This window comes from Streptomyces arenae (genome assembly GCF_022343545.1).
Classification (GTDB): domain Bacteria; phylum Actinomycetota; class Actinomycetes; order Streptomycetales; family Streptomycetaceae; genus Streptomyces; species Streptomyces humi.
Genome location: NZ_JAKQYH010000052.1, coordinates 199,814 through 217,068, shown reverse-complemented (window position 1 = coordinate 217,068; position 17,255 = coordinate 199,814). Strand labels below are relative to the sequence as shown.

Annotated in this window: 17 protein-coding genes; 11 read left to right on the top strand and 6 right to left on the bottom strand. The window is 71.1% G+C overall.

The annotated features are described in order from the left end of the window. Window positions 1–7: 7 nt before the first annotated feature. Genes MB828_RS23455 through MB828_RS23445 form a run of 3 tightly spaced genes read left to right on the top strand, consistent with a single transcriptional unit; the run spans window position 8 to window position 2,100 of the window. Complete coding sequence (locus MB828_RS23455; protein ID WP_301649947.1) at window positions 8–832, top strand: ABC transporter permease; 825 nt, start codon at window positions 8–10, stop codon at window positions 830–832. Beyond that, entirely contained in the window at window positions 829–1,692 is an 864-nt protein-coding gene (locus tag MB828_RS23450; protein WP_301649946.1) for an ABC transporter ATP-binding protein, read from the top strand. The genes MB828_RS23455 and MB828_RS23450 overlap by 4 nt, the downstream gene beginning before the upstream one ends. Window positions 1,693–1,695: 3 nt before the next feature. Then, a complete protein-coding gene (locus MB828_RS23445) occupies window positions 1,696–2,100 on the top strand; it encodes a VOC family protein (RefSeq protein WP_301649945.1) in 405 nt (134 codons plus the stop codon). Window positions 2,101–2,180: 80 nt separating this feature from the next. On the opposite strand, the gene MB828_RS23440 is transcribed toward MB828_RS23445, so the two are convergent. Together MB828_RS23440 and MB828_RS23435 are read right to left on the bottom strand one after the other, a co-directional pair. Next, a complete protein-coding gene (locus MB828_RS23440) occupies window positions 2,181–2,960 on the bottom strand; it encodes an SDR family NAD(P)-dependent oxidoreductase (RefSeq protein WP_301649944.1) in 780 nt (259 codons plus the stop codon). A gap of 123 nt (window positions 2,961–3,083) precedes the next feature. Next, entirely contained in the window at window positions 3,084–3,845 is a 762-nt protein-coding gene (locus MB828_RS23435) for an SDR family NAD(P)-dependent oxidoreductase (protein WP_301649943.1), read from the bottom strand. A gap of 123 nt (window positions 3,846–3,968) precedes the next feature. Here MB828_RS23435 and MB828_RS23430 point away from each other — a divergent pair, with 123 nt between their 5' ends. From MB828_RS23430 to MB828_RS23410, 5 genes are read left to right on the top strand one after another with little or no spacing between them, the layout of a single operon-like run. After that, entirely contained in the window at window positions 3,969–4,841 is an 873-nt protein-coding gene (locus tag MB828_RS23430) for a fumarylacetoacetate hydrolase family protein (protein ID WP_301649942.1), read from the top strand. 4 nt (window positions 4,842–4,845) lie between these two features. Continuing rightward, entirely contained in the window at window positions 4,846–5,679 is an 834-nt protein-coding gene (locus MB828_RS23425; protein ID WP_301649941.1) for a fumarylacetoacetate hydrolase family protein, read from the top strand. Continuing rightward, window positions 5,676–6,899, top strand: a complete 1,224-nt coding sequence (locus MB828_RS23420; RefSeq protein WP_301649940.1) for an amidohydrolase family protein — start codon at window positions 5,676–5,678, stop codon at window positions 6,897–6,899. The genes MB828_RS23425 and MB828_RS23420 overlap by 4 nt, the downstream gene beginning before the upstream one ends. Then, complete coding sequence (locus MB828_RS23415) at window positions 6,896–8,308, top strand: carboxylesterase/lipase family protein (protein WP_301649939.1); 1,413 nt, start codon at window positions 6,896–6,898, stop codon at window positions 8,306–8,308. The genes MB828_RS23420 and MB828_RS23415 overlap by 4 nt, the downstream gene beginning before the upstream one ends. A gap of 34 nt (window positions 8,309–8,342) precedes the next feature. After that, window positions 8,343–8,870: a carboxymuconolactone decarboxylase family protein gene (locus tag MB828_RS23410; protein WP_301649938.1), complete on the top strand. Its 528-nt coding sequence runs from the start codon at window positions 8,343–8,345 to the stop codon at window positions 8,868–8,870. An 11-nt stretch (window positions 8,871–8,881) separates the two neighbouring features. Here the strand turns inward: MB828_RS23410 and MB828_RS23405 are convergent, their stop codons facing one another. Then, entirely contained in the window at window positions 8,882–10,045 is a 1,164-nt protein-coding gene (locus MB828_RS23405; RefSeq protein WP_301649937.1) for an FG-GAP repeat domain-containing protein, read from the bottom strand. 205 nt (window positions 10,046–10,250) lie between these two features. Between MB828_RS23405 and MB828_RS23400 the strand changes: the two genes are divergently transcribed. Then, a complete protein-coding gene (locus MB828_RS23400) occupies window positions 10,251–11,063 on the top strand; it encodes an SDR family NAD(P)-dependent oxidoreductase (RefSeq protein WP_301649936.1) in 813 nt (270 codons plus the stop codon). 18 nt (window positions 11,064–11,081) lie between these two features. Here MB828_RS23400 and MB828_RS23395 read toward each other — a convergent pair whose 3' ends face one another. After that, window positions 11,082–11,822, bottom strand: a complete 741-nt coding sequence (locus MB828_RS23395) for a GntR family transcriptional regulator (protein ID WP_301649935.1) — start codon at window positions 11,820–11,822, stop codon at window positions 11,082–11,084. A 230-nt stretch (window positions 11,823–12,052) separates the two neighbouring features. Between MB828_RS23395 and MB828_RS23390 the strand changes: the two genes are divergently transcribed. Beyond that, entirely contained in the window at window positions 12,053–13,009 is a 957-nt protein-coding gene (locus tag MB828_RS23390; protein ID WP_301649934.1) for an alpha/beta fold hydrolase, read from the top strand. A gap of 80 nt (window positions 13,010–13,089) precedes the next feature. On the opposite strand, the gene MB828_RS23385 is transcribed toward MB828_RS23390, so the two are convergent. After that, the gene (locus MB828_RS23385; RefSeq protein WP_301649933.1) at window positions 13,090–15,111 is read right to left on the bottom strand and encodes a hypothetical protein; all 2,022 of its coding nucleotides are present in this window, start codon (window positions 15,109–15,111) and stop codon (window positions 13,090–13,092) included. A gap of 841 nt (window positions 15,112–15,952) precedes the next feature. Between MB828_RS23385 and MB828_RS23380 the strand changes: the two genes are divergently transcribed. Then, on the top strand, window positions 15,953–16,480 hold the full coding sequence (locus MB828_RS23380) for a nuclear transport factor 2 family protein (protein ID WP_301649932.1): 528 nt from the start codon (window positions 15,953–15,955) through the stop codon (window positions 16,478–16,480). 226 nt (window positions 16,481–16,706) lie between these two features. Here the strand turns inward: MB828_RS23380 and MB828_RS23375 are convergent, their stop codons facing one another. Further along, a complete protein-coding gene (locus MB828_RS23375) occupies window positions 16,707–17,060 on the bottom strand; it encodes a hypothetical protein (protein ID WP_301649931.1) in 354 nt (117 codons plus the stop codon). Window positions 17,061–17,255: the final 195 nt, after the last annotated feature.

The following is a 17,255-nucleotide window of genomic DNA, read 5'->3' as shown; positions in this document are numbered from 1 at the left end:
AGACACCATGTCCCTGAAACCCCCGGGCGCCTTCTGGACGTCCGCGCTCAAGCAGCTGTGGCTGCCGGTCCTGTGCGTCGCCGTGCTGCTGGTCGGCACGGCGGGCAACACCAGCTTCTACTTCCCGCCGGCGACGGAGGTGCTCACCACCCTGTGGCGGGAGCTCGTGCACGACGGGCTGGTGGACGATCTGTGGTTCTCCCTGCGCAACATCGTCGCCGGGCTGGCCGCCGCCACCGTCGTCGGAGTCGGCGCGGGACTCGTCATCGGCGAGAGCAGGCTGCTGCGGCAGGCCACCGCCCCGCTGCTGGACTTCGCCCGCGCGACCCCGACCGTGGCGTTCGTCCCCGTCATCATCCTCACCCTCGGCATCGGCTCGGGCCCCAAGATCTTCCTGATCGCCCTGGGCTCCCTCTGGCCGATCCTGCTCAACACCATCAGCGGTGTGCACGGCATCAACCCGGCCGTGCACGAGACCGCGCACAGCTACCGCATCCCGCTCAGGCTGCGCCTGCTGAAGGTCGTCCTGCCCGGGGCCCTGCCACAGATCTTCGCCGGCATCCGGGTCGCCCTGTCGATCTCGGTGGTCCTCATGGTCGTCAGCGAGATCTACGGTTCGCCCGTGGGCCTGGGCAACTTCATCCTGCAGAGCGGCTCCAGCTTCGCCGTCCCGGAGACCTGGGCCGGCACCGTGCTCATCGGCATCCTCGGTTACGGCCTGAGCGTGCTGCTCCTCGCGGCCGAGTACGCGCTGCTCGGCTGGTACCACCAGCGTCCGCCCCGCACCCGGCGGACCAAGCCCCAGTCCCGGAACGAGGTCACCACATCATGAAGCGAGATCTGAAAGCCGGCGGATCCAGCCTCATCGTGGAGGACGTCTGCAAGACGTTCGGCCACGGCGCCGACGAGCACCGGGTGATCGAGGGCCTGTCGCTGCGGGTCGAACCGGGCGAGTTCGTCTGCGTCGTCGGCCCGTCAGGCGCCGGCAAGACCACCCTGCTGCGCTGTCTGTCCGGCCTGACCAAGCCGACCTCGGGTACGGTCCGCTACGGCGAGAAGCCGGTCGTCAAGCCGCTCGCCGACATCGCGGTGGTCTTCCAGGACTACCGCGGCTCGCTGCTGCCGTGGATGCGGGTGCGGGACAACGTGGCCTTCCCGCTGGAGGGCATGGGCGTCAAGCGCGCCGCACGCAACGAGCGGGCCGACGAGTGCCTGGCCGCCGTCGGACTGGCAGGCGTCGGCGACAAGTACCCCTGGCAGCTCTCGGGCGGCATGCAGCAGCGGGTCGCCATCGCCCGCGGCCTCGCCTACAACTCGCCCGTGCTGCTGATGGACGAGCCCTTCGGATCGGTCGACGCCCAGTCCCGCTTCGACCTGGAGGACCTGACGCTGAAGCTGCGCGCGCAGCTCGGCATCACCGTCATCGTCGTCACCCACGACATCGACGAAGCCGTCTACCTCGGTGACCGCGTCGTCGTGCTCGGCGGCAGGCCCACCACCGTCGTGGACAACCTCACCGTCGACCTCGGCGCCGACCGCGACCAGATCACCACCCGGGCCGACGCCCGCTTCACCGATCTGCGCACCCGTGTGCTGACCCAGATCCGCGGCACCCGGGCGGCTGCCGAGCCGGAGCCGGCCGCGGCCACCGAGCCCGCCGGCCTGGAGAGCGCCAAAGGGGCGGTGCACTGACGGATGACACGCTTCGACCACGTGGGCATCTCGGTGCCGGACCTGGAGGCCGCCACCGCCTGGTACACCGCGGCGCTCGACCTCACGGCAGCCCCGGCGTTCGCCGTCCCGGGCACCGATCTGCGCGGGGTGATGCTGCTGCACGCCAGCGGTTACCGGCTGGAGCTGCTGCACCGTCCCTCCGCCCGGCCGCTCCCAGCGGTGGACACCGCCCTGGAGGCGGCCGGGCGGCACGGATTCGGGCACATGTGCCTGTGCGTCGGCGATGTGGACGCCGAGTACGCCCGGCTCCTCGCGGCCGGCGCGAAGCCCAGCATGCCGCCCTGCCCGTCCCCGCGCCCCGGCTCCCGGATGGCTTTCGTGGCGGACCCGTACGGCAACCTGATCGAACTGCTGGACCGCGACTGAGTCACGCCGTGCGCGCGCGAAAGCCCCGGGCCCGGTACGCGCAGGCGTACCGGGCCCGGGGCTTCGGAGCCGCTGAGGGGTCAGGCCCCGATCATGTTGTAGCCGCCGTCGGCGATCAGGAAGCCGCCGGTGATGTGGTGGGCGTCCTCGGTGGCCAGGAAGAGCGCGGCGCCGGCCAGCTCCTGCGGGCCCGGGATGCGGCCCATGGGGGTCATCTTGCGCAGATGGTCGCCGCGCCCGCTCTTCCAGTCCTCGCGTCCGAGCGTCGCCGTCGTCTCGATGAACCCGGGGGCGAAGACGTTGACGCGCACGGCCGGGGCGAAGGCGTGCGCGTACGACTTGGTGAGCCCGATGATGCCGTACTTGGCGGCCGCGTACTGCGGCGCCCGCGCGCTGCCCCGCGCCACCACGGTGGAGCCGATGTTGACGATGGCGCCGCCGCCCTCCTGCTCCAGCATCCGCGCGCCGAACTCGTGCGTGCACAGCAGGGTTCCCTTCACGTCGACCGCCAGCACGTGGTCGATGGACTCCTCCGAGATGTCCCGCCAGGACATCTGCTCGCGGGCCACGTCACCGACGTTGTTGACCGCCACGTCGAGCCGGCCGAAGTGGCTCCAGACCTCGTCGGCCATGCGCTTGATCTGCTCGTGCTCAGCGATGTCGGCCTGGACGACCAGGGCCTTGCGGCCGAGCGCCGTGATCCGCTCGGCCGTCGCCTCGGCGCCCGCGCCGGAACTGCGGTAGTGGACCGCGACGTCGGCGCCCTCCTGGGCGGCGCGCACCGCTATCTCGGCACCGAAGCCGGTACCGGCGCCGGTGACCAGCACCGTCCGGCCGGTGAATCGCTGGGAGTTGGTCATGACGACTCCGTTCGAAAGTTCGCAAGTTCGCAAGTTCGCAAGGTCGGAAGGTCGGAAGGTCGGAAGGTCGGAAGGTCGGAAGGTCGGGGAAGGAGCTCTCGAGAAGGCGGGAGGACGGGCTGGTCAGACGAGAGTGCGGCCGCCGTCGGCGTACAGCACCTGCCCGGTGACGAAACCGGCCTCGGCGGAGGAGAGGAAGAGCGCGGGGCCGACCAGGTCGTCCGGGCGGCCGAGGCGCCCGGCCGGGACCAGCGCCTCCATGCCGGCGCGCATCCCGGGCTTGGCGAGGTAGGCGCGGGTGAGGTCGGTCTCGGTGTAGCCGGGGGCCACCGCGTTGACGGTGATGCCGTGCGGTGCCCACTCGCGGGCCATCACGCGCATGAGCTGGTTGATGCCGCCCTTGGTGGCCGCGTACGGGGCGTGGTCCCGGTGCGCGAGCAGGCCCGACACGGAGGAGAGGTAGACGATGCGGCCGTAACCGTTCGGCACCATCAGGGCGCCCACCGCCCGGCCGAGCCAGAAACCGCTGCTGAGGTTGACCGCGACGATCCGCTCCCAGACCTCGTCGGGTGTCTCCAGGACCGGCCTGCGGTCGTTGACACCGACGGCGTGCACGAACACGTCGATCCCGCCGAGGCGTTCCGCGGCCCCGGCGACGGCCTTACGGCAGGCGTCGGCGGAGGTGAGGTCGGCGCTCAGGCCCTCGACGGCGCCGAATCCCTCGGCCGTGCGGGTACGGGACAGCTTGGCCAGTTGCCCGGCGTCACGGTCCAGTACGACCACGTCCGCCCCGGCGTCGGCCAGCGCCTGGGTCACGGCGGCTCCGATTCCTCCGGCGCCGGCGACGAGGGCGCGCGTGGCGGCGAAGTTCCACATCGTCTTCATGTTCTGGACCGTAGTTCACGCCCCGACAAGGTGTCCACACTTCATGCCCTGTTGACGTGAAAATCGGAATGATGCACGCTGAGTGTCGACAGTTTATGGTGACGCCGTGACACGGAGGCCTTGATGAAACTGGTGACGTTCGACGCGGGGCTCGTGGGGCGCCTGGACGGTGACACAGTGGTCGAACTCGACGTCCCGTCGACCCGGGAGTTCTTCGAGCGCGACGGCCAGGTCGGTGAGACGGGGCGCACCTTCGCGCTCGCAGACGTCCGGCTGCGCGCTCCCATCGTGCCCAAGAAGTTCTTCCACACGGCCGGCAACTTCCGCGAGCACCATGAGGACCTGGAGCGCGTGGACTGGTCCCACCCGGTCAACAAGGGCATCGTGTTCTTCCAGAACGTGGACGCGATCATCGGCCCCGACGACGACATCGTGTACCCCGCCAACCTGACCCGGGAGCTGGACTACGAGCTCGAACTCGCCGTGATCATCGGCAAGCCGGGCAGGTTCTTCGGCGCCGAGCAGGCTGCCGAGCACATCGCCGGCTACCTCGTCTTCAACGACATCACCGCGCGCGACATCCAGCGCAAGGAGATGGAGTCCGGGGTGTTCTCCTTCTCCAAGGCGATCGAGACCTTCTGCCCCATCGGCCCGTACATCGTCACCGCCGACGAGATCGACGACCCGCACGACCTCGACATGGAACTGCGAGTCAACGGCGACGTCAGGCAGAAGTCGAACACCTCCCGCATGTCGGTGTCGATCCCGCAGCTGGTCGCCTACCACTCCCCGCAGACCTACAGCGCGGGCGACATCATCACCACCGGCACCATCGCCGGCGTCGCCGCGAGCACCGAGGACCCGTTCGCCAACTACCTCAAGCCCGGCGACGTCGTCGAGGCCGAGATCGAGGGGCTGGGCGTGCTCCGCAACAAGGTCGTCTCCTGGCAGGACGCGCACGGCACCCCCGAGCCGCCCGCCGGCCAGTGGGCGTGAGGGCATGCGCATCGCCAACCTCGCGGGCCGGCTGGCCCTGCTGACCGAAGACGGCGCCGTGGACGTGGCGGCCGGCGGTTTCGACACCGACCCGGCCGCGCTCTTCGCCCAGTGGGACGGCCTGCTGCGCTGGTCCGCCGGCGTCGACCCGGCCACTGCCGTGCCGTACCGGGAGTCCGACCTCCTCGCTCCCGTCCCCGAGCCGCGGCAGATCTTCGCCGTCGCCCTCAACTACCGCCCCCACACCGCCGAGGCGGGCTACGAGGAACCGGCCGAGCCGCTGGTCTTCACCAAGTTCCCCAGCTGCCTCACCGGTCCGTACGCCACCGTCGACCTGCCAGAGGGCCATGTCGACTGGGAACTGGAGATGGTCGCCGTCATCGGCCGCGACGCCTACCGGGTCCCCGAGGAGAACGGCTGGGACCCGGTCGCCGCGGTGACCGTGGGGCAGGACCTGTCCGAGCGGATCGTCCAGCTCACCGGCCGCCCGGCCCAGTTCTCGCTGGGCAAGTCCTTCCCCGGCTTCGGCCCGGTGGGTCCCGCCCTGGTCAGCGTCGACGAACTGGCCGACCGCGACGACCTGGAGCTGACCTGCGCACTCAACGGGGAGGTCGTCCAGCACGACCGCACCTCGAACATGATCTTCCCGGTGCCCCGGCTGGTCGCCCACCTCAGCGCGATCTGCCCGCTGCGCCCCGGCGACCTGATCTTCACCGGAACTCCCGCCGGGGTCGGCAACCGCCGTACCCCGCAACGCTTCATAGGTCCCCGTGACACCCTGATCAGCCGGATCGAGGGACTGGGCGAGATGCGGCACACCTTCAGGAGCGCACCATGAACGACACGACCGTCTTCACCGGCGTCCAGGTCTTCGACGGCACCGGCGCGGACCCCTTCGCGGCCGAGGTCCTCGTCGAAGGCAACCGCATCACGGCCGTCGCCCCCCGGATCCCCGCCGCCCGCCGGGCCGGCGCCCGGGTGGTGGACGGGGGCGGCGGCACCCTCATCCCGGGCCTGGTCGACGCCCACACCCACCTCGGCTTCGGCTCCACCGTCGAGCACCGCTCGCGGCGCCGTGACGAGCCCGACGAGGAGAAGGCCCTGCTGGTGGCGCACGCCGGCCGGGTCCTCCTTGACCACGGCATCACCAGCGCCTACTCGGGCGGAAACCGGCTGCCCCGCACGGAGACCGCCGCCCGCAAGGCGTTCGCCGAGGGCTGGATGCCAGGACCGCGCTTCAAGGCCGCCTCCTGGGAGGGCACCGCCGGCATGGTCGAGCCGGGCGTCTACGACTTCCCCGGTGTCGACGGCCGTGCCTCCGACCCGGAGTCGGTCGCCCGGTTCGTCGGGGAGATGGCCGACCTGGGCGTCGACATCGTCAAGCTGTCACTGTCGGGCGAGAGCGCGGTCGTCCAGGGCACCTCGCGGATCGTGCAGTTCACCGACGAGGAGGTCGCCGCCGCGGCCGCCGTGGCCCGCGAGCGCGGGGTGTGGCTGACTGCCCACGCGCACGCCGCCGAGTCGATCAAGATGGCGGTACGGCACGGCATCCGCGCTGTCTACCACTGCACCTTCGCCGACGAGGAGGCCTTCGACCTGCTGGAGGAGGCCCGCGACCGGCTGTTCGTCGCCCCGACCCCGGGCATCATCCACGCCAACCTGCACGAGGCCGACAGCGAGCCCGAGCCCGGCATGGAGGTCGAGGTCACCGAGAAGGCCGTCAAGCAGGTCGTCCCCGAACTCGTCCGGCGCGGCATCCGCGTCGTCCCGGGCGGCGACTACGGCTTCGCCTGGAACCCGGTCGGCCGTAACACCCGCGACCTGGAGCTGTTCGTCGACTGGTTCGGCTTCACCCCCGCCGAGGCGCTGCGCGCCGCCACTCAGTACGGCGGCCAGGTGATGGGCATGGGCGACGAACTCGGCCTGATCCGGGAGGGCTTTCTCGCGGACCTCGTGCTCGTCGACGGCGACCCGCTGGACGACATCCGCATCCTCCAGGACCGCGACCGGCTGGGAGCGATCATGAAGGACGGCCGGCTGTACAAGGCCCCGGCGTGAGTGCCTCCCCGCAGAGCCTCGGCGCTCCCCGGGGACGGGTGCGCGCCGGCGGTGCGGACGCCCCGCGCGCCCGCACCGCCACCGGACGGCTGCTGGGAGAGTGGGACAGGGGTGCCGCCGTGTTCCGCGGCATCCCCTTCGCCGCGCCCCCGGTCGGCGACCTGCGCTGGCGGCCGCCCCGGCCCGCCGCGTCCTGGGACGGGGAGCGGCGCGCGTACGACTTCGCTCCCGCGCCCCTGCAGCCGCAGCCGCCGGCCGACTCCGTCATGTACCGGACCAACTTCGCCGACCGGCGGCCCCTGGTGATGAGCGAGGACTGCCTCTACCTCAACGTGTGGACACCCGATCCCGCACCGGGCACCGGGCTGCCGGTCATGGTCTGGATCCACGGCGGCGGCAACCGCTACGGATACGGTCACCAGGACATCCACGACGGGTGTGCCCTGGCCGGCCGGGGCCTGGTTGTGGTCACCCTCAACCACCGGCTGGGCGCCCTCGGCTTCCTCGCCCACCCCGAACTGGCCGCCGAGGACGACCTGGGCGCCTCCGGCAACTACGGGCTGCTCGACATCGTCGCCGCCCTCACCTGGGTGCGCGAGAACATCGCGGCCTTCGGCGGTGACCCCGACCGGGTCGCTCTGGTGGGCAACTCCGCCGGAGCGGCCCACATCTGCCATCTGATGGCCGCCACGGCGAGCCGGCCGCTCTTCGGCGCGGCCCTCGGCCAGAGCGCCTCCGGCGTGGGCCGGGCGGACGGCCCGCTGCCGAGCCAGGCGGACGCGCAGATCCAGGGCCTGGCGTACGCGGACGGCTTCGGCGGCCGTGACATCGCGGCGCTGCGCCGTACCTCGGGCGTCGAGCTGATCGTACGCGGCCACTTGGGACCGGTCGTCGACGGCCGGGTGCTGACCGAGCCGACCGACGACGTCTTCGCCGCCGGCCGCCAGCACGCCGTGCCGCTGCTGGTCGGGACCAACGAGGACGAGGGCACCGTGTACGCCCGTCCCGGCGAGGACGCCGGGGCCGTCGGCGACGCCCGGTTCGTGGGCCCCGTATGGCACTGGGCGCGCACCCACCGCGCCACGTCCCGCGCGCCCGTGCGGATGTACCGCTTCGCGCGCAGGCCCCCGCTCCCGTCCGGCCTGCCCGACCTCGGGGTGTACCACACCGCCGAACTCCCCTACGTACTGGACAACCTGGCGCAGCGCCCCGAGTGGCCCTGGCAGGACACCGACCGGAGCCTGGCGTCCGCCATGGCCGACGCCTGGGCGCGCTTCGTCGCGACGGGAAACCCAGCCGGCGGCTCGCTGCCGCCGTGGCCGGAGTTCACCGGGCCGGACGAGACCCCCGCCCTGGTCTTCGGCGACACGGTGCGCACGCGGACCCTGCGCCGTCCCGGCGACCGCTGAAGACGGTCTCGGAACCCAGAGAAAGGACACGCCCGTGGCACGACTGCCGGGTACCGACGGCATCGGGGACACAGCGGACCGCATCCGCACCAGACGCGGGGGCGACCTGCGGCCCCTGGACCGGATGCTGCTGCACAGCCCGCAGCTCGCGGACGGCTGGAACAGCCTGCTGGGCGCCATCCGCCAGCGCCTCTCCCTGCCCGCCGACATCCGCGAACTGGTGATCCTGCGGATCGCCGTGCTCAACCGGGCCGCCTACGAGTGGGCCGCCCACGAGGCGGACGCCCGCGCCGCCGGACTCGGCGACGCCCAGTTCGACGCGCTGCGCGCCGAGGACACCGACGCGCATCCGGCCCTGGACGAGCGGCAGCGCCGGGTCCTCGCCTACACCGACGCCATGACCCGCGACGTACACGTCCCCGCCGCTGTCTTCGACGCGTTGCGCGGCGACTTCACCACCCCGGAACTGGTCGAACTGACCGCGACGGTGGCCGCGTACAGCATGGTGTCCCGCTTCCTGGTGGCGCTGGACGTGGAGCTGCCGGTGGCCCGGGCCCGGTGACGAGCGGCCGGTCAGGCGCCGCAGTGGCCCTTGAAGACGTCCACCTGGCCGACCGTGCTGTTCGCCACCGCGATGTCCGGCAGGCCGTCGCCGTCCAGGTCGGCTGCCGCGGCGTCGTAGGCGCCCGTCGCCGCGAGCTCGGCCGACTGGCTGAGGGTGCCGTCGGCCGAGCCCCGGAAAACGGTGACCGAGTTGCCCTTCAGCGAGGACACCATGAGGTCGGTGTTGCCGTCGCGGTCCAGGTCAGCGGACCCGACCGCGACCGGCAGGCCGGGCGTGGTGTAGGCGGTGGCCTCCTGGAAGGTGCCGTCGCCGTTGCCGAGCAGCACGTCGAGGGTGTCGGTGTCGTTGCTGACAGTGGCCAGGTCGAGGGTGCCGTCGCCGTTGAAGTCGCCCTTGGCCAGGGAGTACAACCGGGCGGCGGCCGGGTAGGCGACCGCGGTGCCGAGCGCTCCGGTGCCGTCACCGAGCAGGACGCTCACCCCGTTGGTGCCGGCGCTCGCGGTGGCCACGTCCGCCGCGCCGTCGCCGTCGAAGTCGGCGACCACCACCCCGTGGGGTGAACTGACGGACGCGACGTCGCCCCGGTCCTCGAAGGTGCCGTCACCGTTGCCCAGCAGCACGCGCACGGCGTTCGGTCCCTGTTCGCCGACGACGAGATCGGCGCGGCCGTCGCCGTCGAGGTCGCCGGTGGCCAGGGCCCGCGGAGCGGTGCCGACGTCCAGCGCGGTGGCCGCGCCGAACGTGCCGTCGCCGTTGTTCAGCAGGATGCTGACCTGAGCGCCGCCGAAGTCGGTGACCGCCAGGTCAGGGTGGTGGTCGCCGTCGAAGTCGGCGACGACGGTCTGGTACGGGTGGGAGCCGACGGCGTAGGTGCTGCCCGGCGCGAACGTCCCGGCGCCCCGCCCGAGCAGCACCGTCACCGAGTCGCCTTCCAGGTTGGCGGCCACGACGTCCTTGCGGCCGTCGCCGTCGAGGTCGGCGAAGACCACGTGCCGGGGGTTGGTGGAGGTCGTCGCGGAGGTGCCGAGCTGCGTGTACGACACGGTTCCAGGGCAGCGGGGGGTGTGGTGGGGCCGGCCGGGGCGGGCGGCGGCCGCGCCGGTGGAAGCCGCCGCGAGCGTGAGGCCGACGGCCGCGGCCACGGCGACGCGGTACCTGCGGTGGTGCGTCATACGGTTCCCTTCCAGGGCGGGGTGCGGGGCGTGTTCACCGCGAGAGCATGCCCCATCCGTCGACATCTGTCGACAGTTTGAGCACTTTCTGCGCTCGGAACGCTTGACCCGGCCGTACTGTCGACACTAGGAAGGGTGGGAGAGGAAAGGTCCGGGAGCAGCGGACCGCGCCCGGCACCCAGCTCACCGCTCTCAGGAGGACAACGTGACGACCGAAACCCGCCCCGGGGCCACCGCGACACCCGGTACCGGCCGGCTCTCCGGCAAGGTCGCCCTCGTCACCGGCGCCGGCGCCGGTATCGGCCAGGGGTGCGCGCTGCTCTTCGCCGAGCAGGGTGCGACCGTGGTCGGCTGCGACATCGACGCGGCCGCGGCCGAGCGGACCCGCAAGCTCGCCGCCGACCGCGGGCTGGCCCTGGACGTGGTCGCGCCGCTGGACATGACCGACCCGGCCGACGCCCGGCGCTTCGCGGACGAAGCGTTCGCGCGCCACGGGCGGATCGACGCCCTGGTCACCGCGGGCGCCATCGCCCCGCACATGGCCAGCGCCGCCGAGATGGACTACGACGCGCAGTGGACCCCCACCATGCGCGGCGAGGTCGACGTGGTCTTCCTGCCCGTACAGGCCGCCTGGCCGCACCTGGAGGCGTCCGGCGGCGGCTCGATCGTCAACTTCGCCTCGGTCAACGCCTTCCGGGGCAGCGGCAACTTCGGCATGGTCGCGCACTGCGCGGGCAAGGCCGCCGTGCTCGGACTCACCCGGCAGCTCGCCGTGGAGGGCGGCCCGGCCGGGATCCGGGCCAACACCATCTCGCCCGGGATGGTGCGCACGCCCGCCACCGAGACGGCTGGCGCCCACGAGGGTGCCAAACGCGAGGCGCTGCTGGCCCGCATCCCGCTCGGCCGGGTCGGCAGGCCCGAGGACATCGCCTGGTGCGCGGTCTACCTGGTGTCCGACGAGGCGGCCTGGGTGACGGGCGGGAACTTCCCGGTGGACGGCGGAGTCCTCGCCAAGTAGCGCCCCGGGGCGTGCCGTTCAGGCGACGGAGCGGCGCTTGCGTGCGGGCCTGCGGCTGCTCGCGGTGTCCAGTTCGATCTGCTCCTCCACCGCGCGCAGCGCCCGTACCGTCGCCCCGGCGATCAGCGCGGAGGCGAGTTCCCCGTCGCGCTCCTCGCAGGCCTGGATCAGTCGCTCCTGGTCGTCGACGCTGTAGGCGAGCCGGCCGGGGCGGGTCAGGCTCAGGTGCCGCAGCATCAGGGTCCGCAGGGCGAGCGAGTCCAGGATCTGCTTCAGGGTGGCGTTGCCCGCGATCTCGGTCATCCGCTCCTGGAGCTGGACATGGCTCCAGAAGTACGCGTCCACGTCCCCGGCGTCGGCCAGTTCCCGCATCTTCTCGACCCTGCCGCGCAGTTCGGCCAGCTCGGTGTCGTCGGCCCGCTCGACCAGCAGCCCCGCCAGCATCGACAGCAGATGCCGCCGTACCTGGTAGATGTCGCGGATGTCGGCGAGCGAGGGGGCGGCGACCCGGGGCCGGCGCCGGGCCTTCATCTCGACCAGCCCCTCCTGCTCCAGGAGCATCAGCGCCTCACGGACCGGGGTCCGGCTGGTGTCGAAGCGTCGGGACAGCTCGACGCTGTTGAGGTCTTGGCCCGGCTCCAGCCGCCCTTCGATGATGCCCGCACCGACCCACTCGGCGATCTGCGCGACCAGCGGTTCCCGGCGGTCCCGCAGCCGCAGCAGACGCTGGAGCACCAGATGTGTGTCCTGATCCGACATGCGCCGCGTCCCTCTGTGTGGTCCGGAACTACTTCACGGTAGTGACAATAATGTCGACACTAGCGCATGATTGCATCACGCACTGCCGCGGTCCGGGCTCATCTGTCGACACAGAGCGGGAGCGCCGCTAAGCGTCGCCGGCACGTCCAGGCGGCTCCTTCAGCCCCGCAAGCCCTAGTAGTACCGCATTTTCCGGCCCCACGTTCCCCTCTCGTTTCTTTGGAGGCAGAGTGCACGAGAACGGCAGCACCAAGCGCACCCCCAGCAGACGGGCCGTCGTCGGCGGCGCCGCCCTGGCCGCGCTGGCGACGACGACCGCCGCCGTGGGCACCGCCCGGGCCTCGTCCGGTTCCGATGCCGTCTGGGAGCCGGTGCCGGTCCCCGAACAGGTGCCGGTCACGGAGTACCGGGTACCGGTCGCCGGTGGCGGCAGCCTGTGGTGCTGGGACACCGGCGGTGACGGCGAACCGGTCGTGCTGCTGCACCCCGGATCGGGCAGCGGGGAGAGCTGGCCGTACCAGCAGCCCGTACTGGCCGCGGCGGGCTACCGCGTCATCGGCTACTCGCGGCGCGGCGCCTACGGCTCCGTGGCGGGCACCAGGTCCGAGGCCGACACTCTCTCCGGCGATCTCCACACGCTCGCCGGGCACCTGGGCCTGGGCCGCTTCCACCTGTCCGGCTCGGCCGCCGGCGGCCCGGTCGCCCTCGACTACGCCCTCGGGCACGAGGCACACCTGCTCAGCCTGACCGTCTCCGGCAGCGTCATGGGCGTGCAGGACGCCGAGTACCTGGCACTGACCGCGGCACTCCAGCCGGAGCCGTTCGGCGACCTCCCGGTGGCCGTCAAGGAACTCGGACCCTCCTACCGGGCCGGCGACCAGAACGGCGTGGCCGCCTGGCTGGCCGTCAACGCGCGTGCGCGGACATCGGACGCCTTCGCTCAGGCACTGGCGCACACGATCACCTGGGCCGCCCTGGAAACGCTGACCCTTCCGGTCCAGCTGGTCACCGGCGACGCCGACCTCTACAGCCCGCCGTCGGTCATGCGCCTGCACGCCCGGCATCTGCGGGACGTACGGACCCACGTCGTCGCTGAGGCGGGACACAACCCGCACTGGGAGCAGCCGGCCGCCTGGAACCGACTGCTGCTCTCCTTCCTCGGGCGCCACAGCGCCCACCGGAAGTAACCCGCCGCCGGTGCGGGGCCGGCGGACATGACGCGGCCCCCGGGATGCGGTGACATCCCGGGGGCCGCGTCAGTTCCGGATCACGCCACGGTCAGCGTGACCGCACCGGTGTAGGCGCTGCCCGCCTTGATCTCGGTGGCCGTGCCGTCGACCGTCAGGGTCACCTTCTTGCCCCGGGGGGCCTTGACGGCGGCGTCGGAGGCCAGGGTCAGGGAGCTCAGGTACGAAGTCCCGGTGACCGTCCAGGTGGAGCCGCTGCCCAGAGTCACGATGACGCCGTTGTTGACGACCGCCGAAGGGGTGTTATTGACGACGCCGAGCTGGTCGAAGTTCGCCTTGTTGATCGTGCTCACGTTGTGGACCGCCGTGCTGGCCGAGATGACGCCCTCGACCGTGCTGCGCGTGAAGTCCAGCACGAGGTTCTTGCCCTGCAGCGAACCGACCCCGCCGCCGAGCACCCCGTTGTAGAAGTCGCCCTTGAGGGAGATGTCGGTGAACGTGCCCTTCGCGTCGGCGGACTGCGCCGTCGTCGGGTCGAAGCTCGTCGACTTCACCGCGGCGGCGGTCGGCTGGGTGTACGACGCCGTGTAGTTGGCTGTCCACGGGTAGCCGCTCACGACAACCTTGCCGGCGTTGTCGTTGTCCATCAGCTGGTAGAGCACGCCGTTGGCCGGCGTGAGACGGGCTCCCTTCGAGCCGTCCACGGTGACCGAGGAGGCCGCCGCCTTGGACAGGAACACGGTCTCCTTCGTGGTGACCTGGGTTCCGCCGTCGATGACCAGGGGACCGGTGGACTGCCACATGAACCCGAAGCGCTTGGAGTTGATGCGCGTCCGGCGGGTGCGGACGGAGGCGATGTCCCGGGCGCTCAGCCCCAGTGACGCCGAGTCGTTGAGGGCCTTGACCGCGGCCGGGCTGCTGTCGCCGTAGTGGATCAGAGCGGCGCCCCAGAGGATCGAGGCGTAGGTCGCGACGTCCCAGTCGTTGCCGAGCAGGTGCTCGGTGGTGTTGCCGATGGCGTAGGTGCCGTATCCGGAGGTACCGGTGTGCTTGAGGTCGCAGTTGACCGCGGTGAGCGTGCAGTTCTTCCCCGAGTCGACCGAGAGCAGGCCCCAGTTCTCGTTGGTGATGGACGTGTTGAGGTAGGTGGCCTTGGTGTCGGTACCGAGCAGGTTGGTCGCCCGGACCGTGCCGTAGACCCCCAGCAGCCAGGGGCAGGTCATCATGAACGAGGTGTCGCCGGTGTCCTGGTAGTCCGAGGGCAGCTCGCCGTCCGCGACCTTGATGGTCGAGTTCTTCACCACCACGGTGGCGGTGGCGTCAGCGATCACGGCGGTGCGGACGACGCCCCGGTTGTCGATGTGCGCGTCGTCGATGACGAGCGTGGTGCCCTCACCGGTGCCGACGACGGACGCCCCGTAGCCGATGAAGTCGCAGCGCCCGTTGCCGTCGAACTTGATCCGCGGGGAGTTCAGCTCGTACGAGCCGCCGGCCACGTACACACCGTTGAACGACTCGCCCTTCGAGACCAGTTGCAGCCCGGTCGCCGAGGTGTCGCGCACGCGGCCGCCGAGGACGGCCGAGAGCACGGACTTGTCCCTGTCGATGCCGTCCGCGTCGACGTACACCGCCTGCCGGATGGGCCAGCTCCGGCTGTTGTAGGTGATGGTGTTGGCCGCCGCGACGTCGATCACCACGTCACCGCGGTAGGTGCCGGCCGCGATGTGGGTCACGATGCCGTCGTTGTCGTAGAGGTCGTCCAGCTTCGAGCCCGTCTCGACGCCGTTGACGGTGAGGGTGAGGCTGTAGCCGTCCGGGGCGGCGATGGCACCGCCGTCCGCGATGGTGAGCTCGCTGACCGTGGTCGTCTCGGTGAGCTCAAGGGTCTGCCCGGACTTCACGGTGAGGGTCTTGCCGCTCGTGCCGTTCTCCGCGCCCTTTCGCGCGGAGTTCGCCGTGGCCGGGGTGACCAGCGCCGGGGTCATGGCGAGACCGGCGACCGCCACCAGGAGCGCGCGGTTGCGGGCCCGGTACGTGACGTTTCGGTCCATCAAGGACGCGTCGGCCTGACCGTCGGCGTCCTTGCTGTTTGTGCGTACCACTATGAACTCCCTTGTCTTCCAGTGTGTTTCGGGCGTGGCCGACCGGAACCGCGGGCCGGTCGGACGGTGGGTGACGACGGGTGGACCCATGGGCGCGTGCCCGCGCGGTGCGTCCGGATCAGGGCACGTCGGGCAGATGGTTGATGTCCGGCACGATCGCGGCTCCGACGCGCGCCGGAGCCGCGTGCGGCGCACGCCTCGACGCCGCGCCGCAGAGGATCGCCCTGAGGCACGCATGCATGAACGTTCTCCTCACGCGAGGTTCGATGGGGACAGTACTGTCGACACTTCGCACCCTCAAGGGGCGCGGCAAGGAAAATTATTGGTCGACTGACGACACTAGGTGGCCGACGGGGGTGCGGATGCCGAAAACCCGCAACGCCCGAAGGGGCGCATCGAGTTCGAAGTTCGGTCCGTCATCGCCGAGCGGAGTCGACGGCGCCGCACGGCGCGTACCGCCGGACCCCTCTGCCGGCCGGGCGTGTCGGCGGCGTCTGTGAACTGCTTTCCGCGGCCCCGCGCCGGTGACGGCGTCCGCCTGGACGGATGCGGCGGATCCGCGGCGGCGTTTGCGAGGGCGCCGCGTCGGCCGACCGATCACGCTCTGAGTGATCCGGTTGCGCGCCGGATCCTGTAGTGTCGACACTGATGGCGTCAATCAACGCCTTAGGCATCGATTGAGTCCCGTCTGTCGACAGGTCGTGGGCAGGGTAGAGCGAGGCGGAACGGGAGGTCCGCCCCCCCACGATGAGCTGTGCGGATCGCACCGTCGTTGACGGTTGTCCACCCCTCCAGCAATCCACTTCGCCCGTCTCGTCCGCTGCCGCGCAGGAGGTAAGTCATGCCGTCGTCACCGCCCCAGGCCTGGGCGCACCGTCAGGGCCGCGTCGCGATGCGGCCGCTGGAACCCGCCGACTTCGGCCCTGAGGCTCTGTCCGCCCGCGCCCGGATCGCCGATGCCTTCCACCGCTTCGCTGTCTCCCATGACGAGGCGCAGTTCGACCAGTTGGCCAGTTGCTTCACCGAAGACGCGGTGTTCGAGGTGGCGGAGGGCTCCGCCGAGCCGTTCGAGCGCTTCGACGGCCGCATCCGGATCCGGCGGCGACTGTCCGAGGTCATCACCAAACAGGCCGACCAGCGCAGGCACTTGATGGGCAACATCCTCGTCGAGGACCTCGACCTGACGGCCGGCACGGCCACCGCGATCGCGTTCGGTCTGGTGTCCGTGGCCGACGGCACCGTCCGCTGGGGGGCCAGCGTCGTCTATCACGCGCGTGTGCGCCGCGAGGAGGACGGCTGCTGGCGGTTCTGCGCCTTCTTCATCGGCATGGACGCCTACGTCGGCGACAAGCCGGCGTCCGGTGCGTAGAGGGCCGGATACGGACATCCAGGAAGGACACCGGGCCGCCCCCGAAGGTGATCCCGCAGACCGGCCAAGTCGAGGCAGCCGACCGCCGGGCCGGTCCCGCAACCAACGGCGCGTCCCGGAGTACGGCGGGTCTGATGCGGGTCCGCGGCGAGGTAATCGCGTTGCACGCTCTTTTGTGGCCGGACGCAAGCCGTGACGCTGATCGAGACCATGACCCGCGACGACCTCACTGGCCCCGAGTCCGCCGACCGCCAAGGCGCTGCACGCGGCGACCGAGGCCGAACAGAAGGACCGTTAGCCCCCGGCGCCGGAAGCCCCGCCAGGGCAGTTGATGGCCTGTCCAGAAGGGCAGACCCCGCAGGTCCACACTGATGGTGGGATGAGGCAGGCCGACCAGGTCGTCGGTCATGGCGGTCACTGGCAAGGTCCGAGTGCCGTCGGGCTGGCGGAAGGCGACGGGCACGGAGACCCTGGGCCATCCCAGCTGCGTGTAGAACGGGACCACGTCCGGGCGGCAGAGCAACACCATCGTCTCGGCGCCTGGACCGACCAGATCGAGATCTTCTTCTCGATCGTCCAACGCAAGGTCGTCTCACCCAACGACTTCACGGACCTGGCCAGGTCACCACCGACCTGGACGATCTGCTGGCCCGACTCGACCGGCACACCCTCGCCGACCGACAAGAAGAATCCTCCGTCGCCCTGGCTGCCTGATCAACCCCCCGAAGGACTTCGAGAGCCGACCACTAAGGTACGTAAGACCGGTCTCGTCACA

Coding starts and splice junctions, on each gene's coding strand:
- MB828_RS23455 (WP_301649947.1), top strand. CDS start 8: ATGTCCCTGAAACCCCCGGGCGCCTTCTGGACGTCCGCGCTCAAGCAG.
- MB828_RS23450 (WP_301649946.1), top strand. CDS start 829: ATGAAGCGAGATCTGAAAGCCGGCGGATCCAGCCTCATCGTGGAGGAC.
- MB828_RS23445 (WP_301649945.1), top strand. CDS start 1,696: ATGACACGCTTCGACCACGTGGGCATCTCGGTGCCGGACCTGGAGGCC.
- MB828_RS23440 (WP_301649944.1), bottom strand. CDS start 2,960: ATGACCAACTCCCAGCGATTCACCGGCCGGACGGTGCTGGTCACCGGC.
- MB828_RS23435 (WP_301649943.1), bottom strand. CDS start 3,845: ATGAAGACGATGTGGAACTTCGCCGCCACGCGCGCCCTCGTCGCCGGC.
- MB828_RS23430 (WP_301649942.1), top strand. CDS start 3,969: ATGAAACTGGTGACGTTCGACGCGGGGCTCGTGGGGCGCCTGGACGGT.
- MB828_RS23425 (WP_301649941.1), top strand. CDS start 4,846: ATGCGCATCGCCAACCTCGCGGGCCGGCTGGCCCTGCTGACCGAAGAC.
- MB828_RS23420 (WP_301649940.1), top strand. CDS start 5,676: ATGAACGACACGACCGTCTTCACCGGCGTCCAGGTCTTCGACGGCACC.
- MB828_RS23405 (WP_301649937.1), bottom strand. CDS start 10,045: ATGACGCACCACCGCAGGTACCGCGTCGCCGTGGCCGCGGCCGTCGGC.
- MB828_RS23395 (WP_301649935.1), bottom strand. CDS start 11,822: ATGTCGGATCAGGACACACATCTGGTGCTCCAGCGTCTGCTGCGGCTG.
- MB828_RS23380 (WP_301649932.1), top strand. CDS start 15,953: ATGCCGTCGTCACCGCCCCAGGCCTGGGCGCACCGTCAGGGCCGCGTC.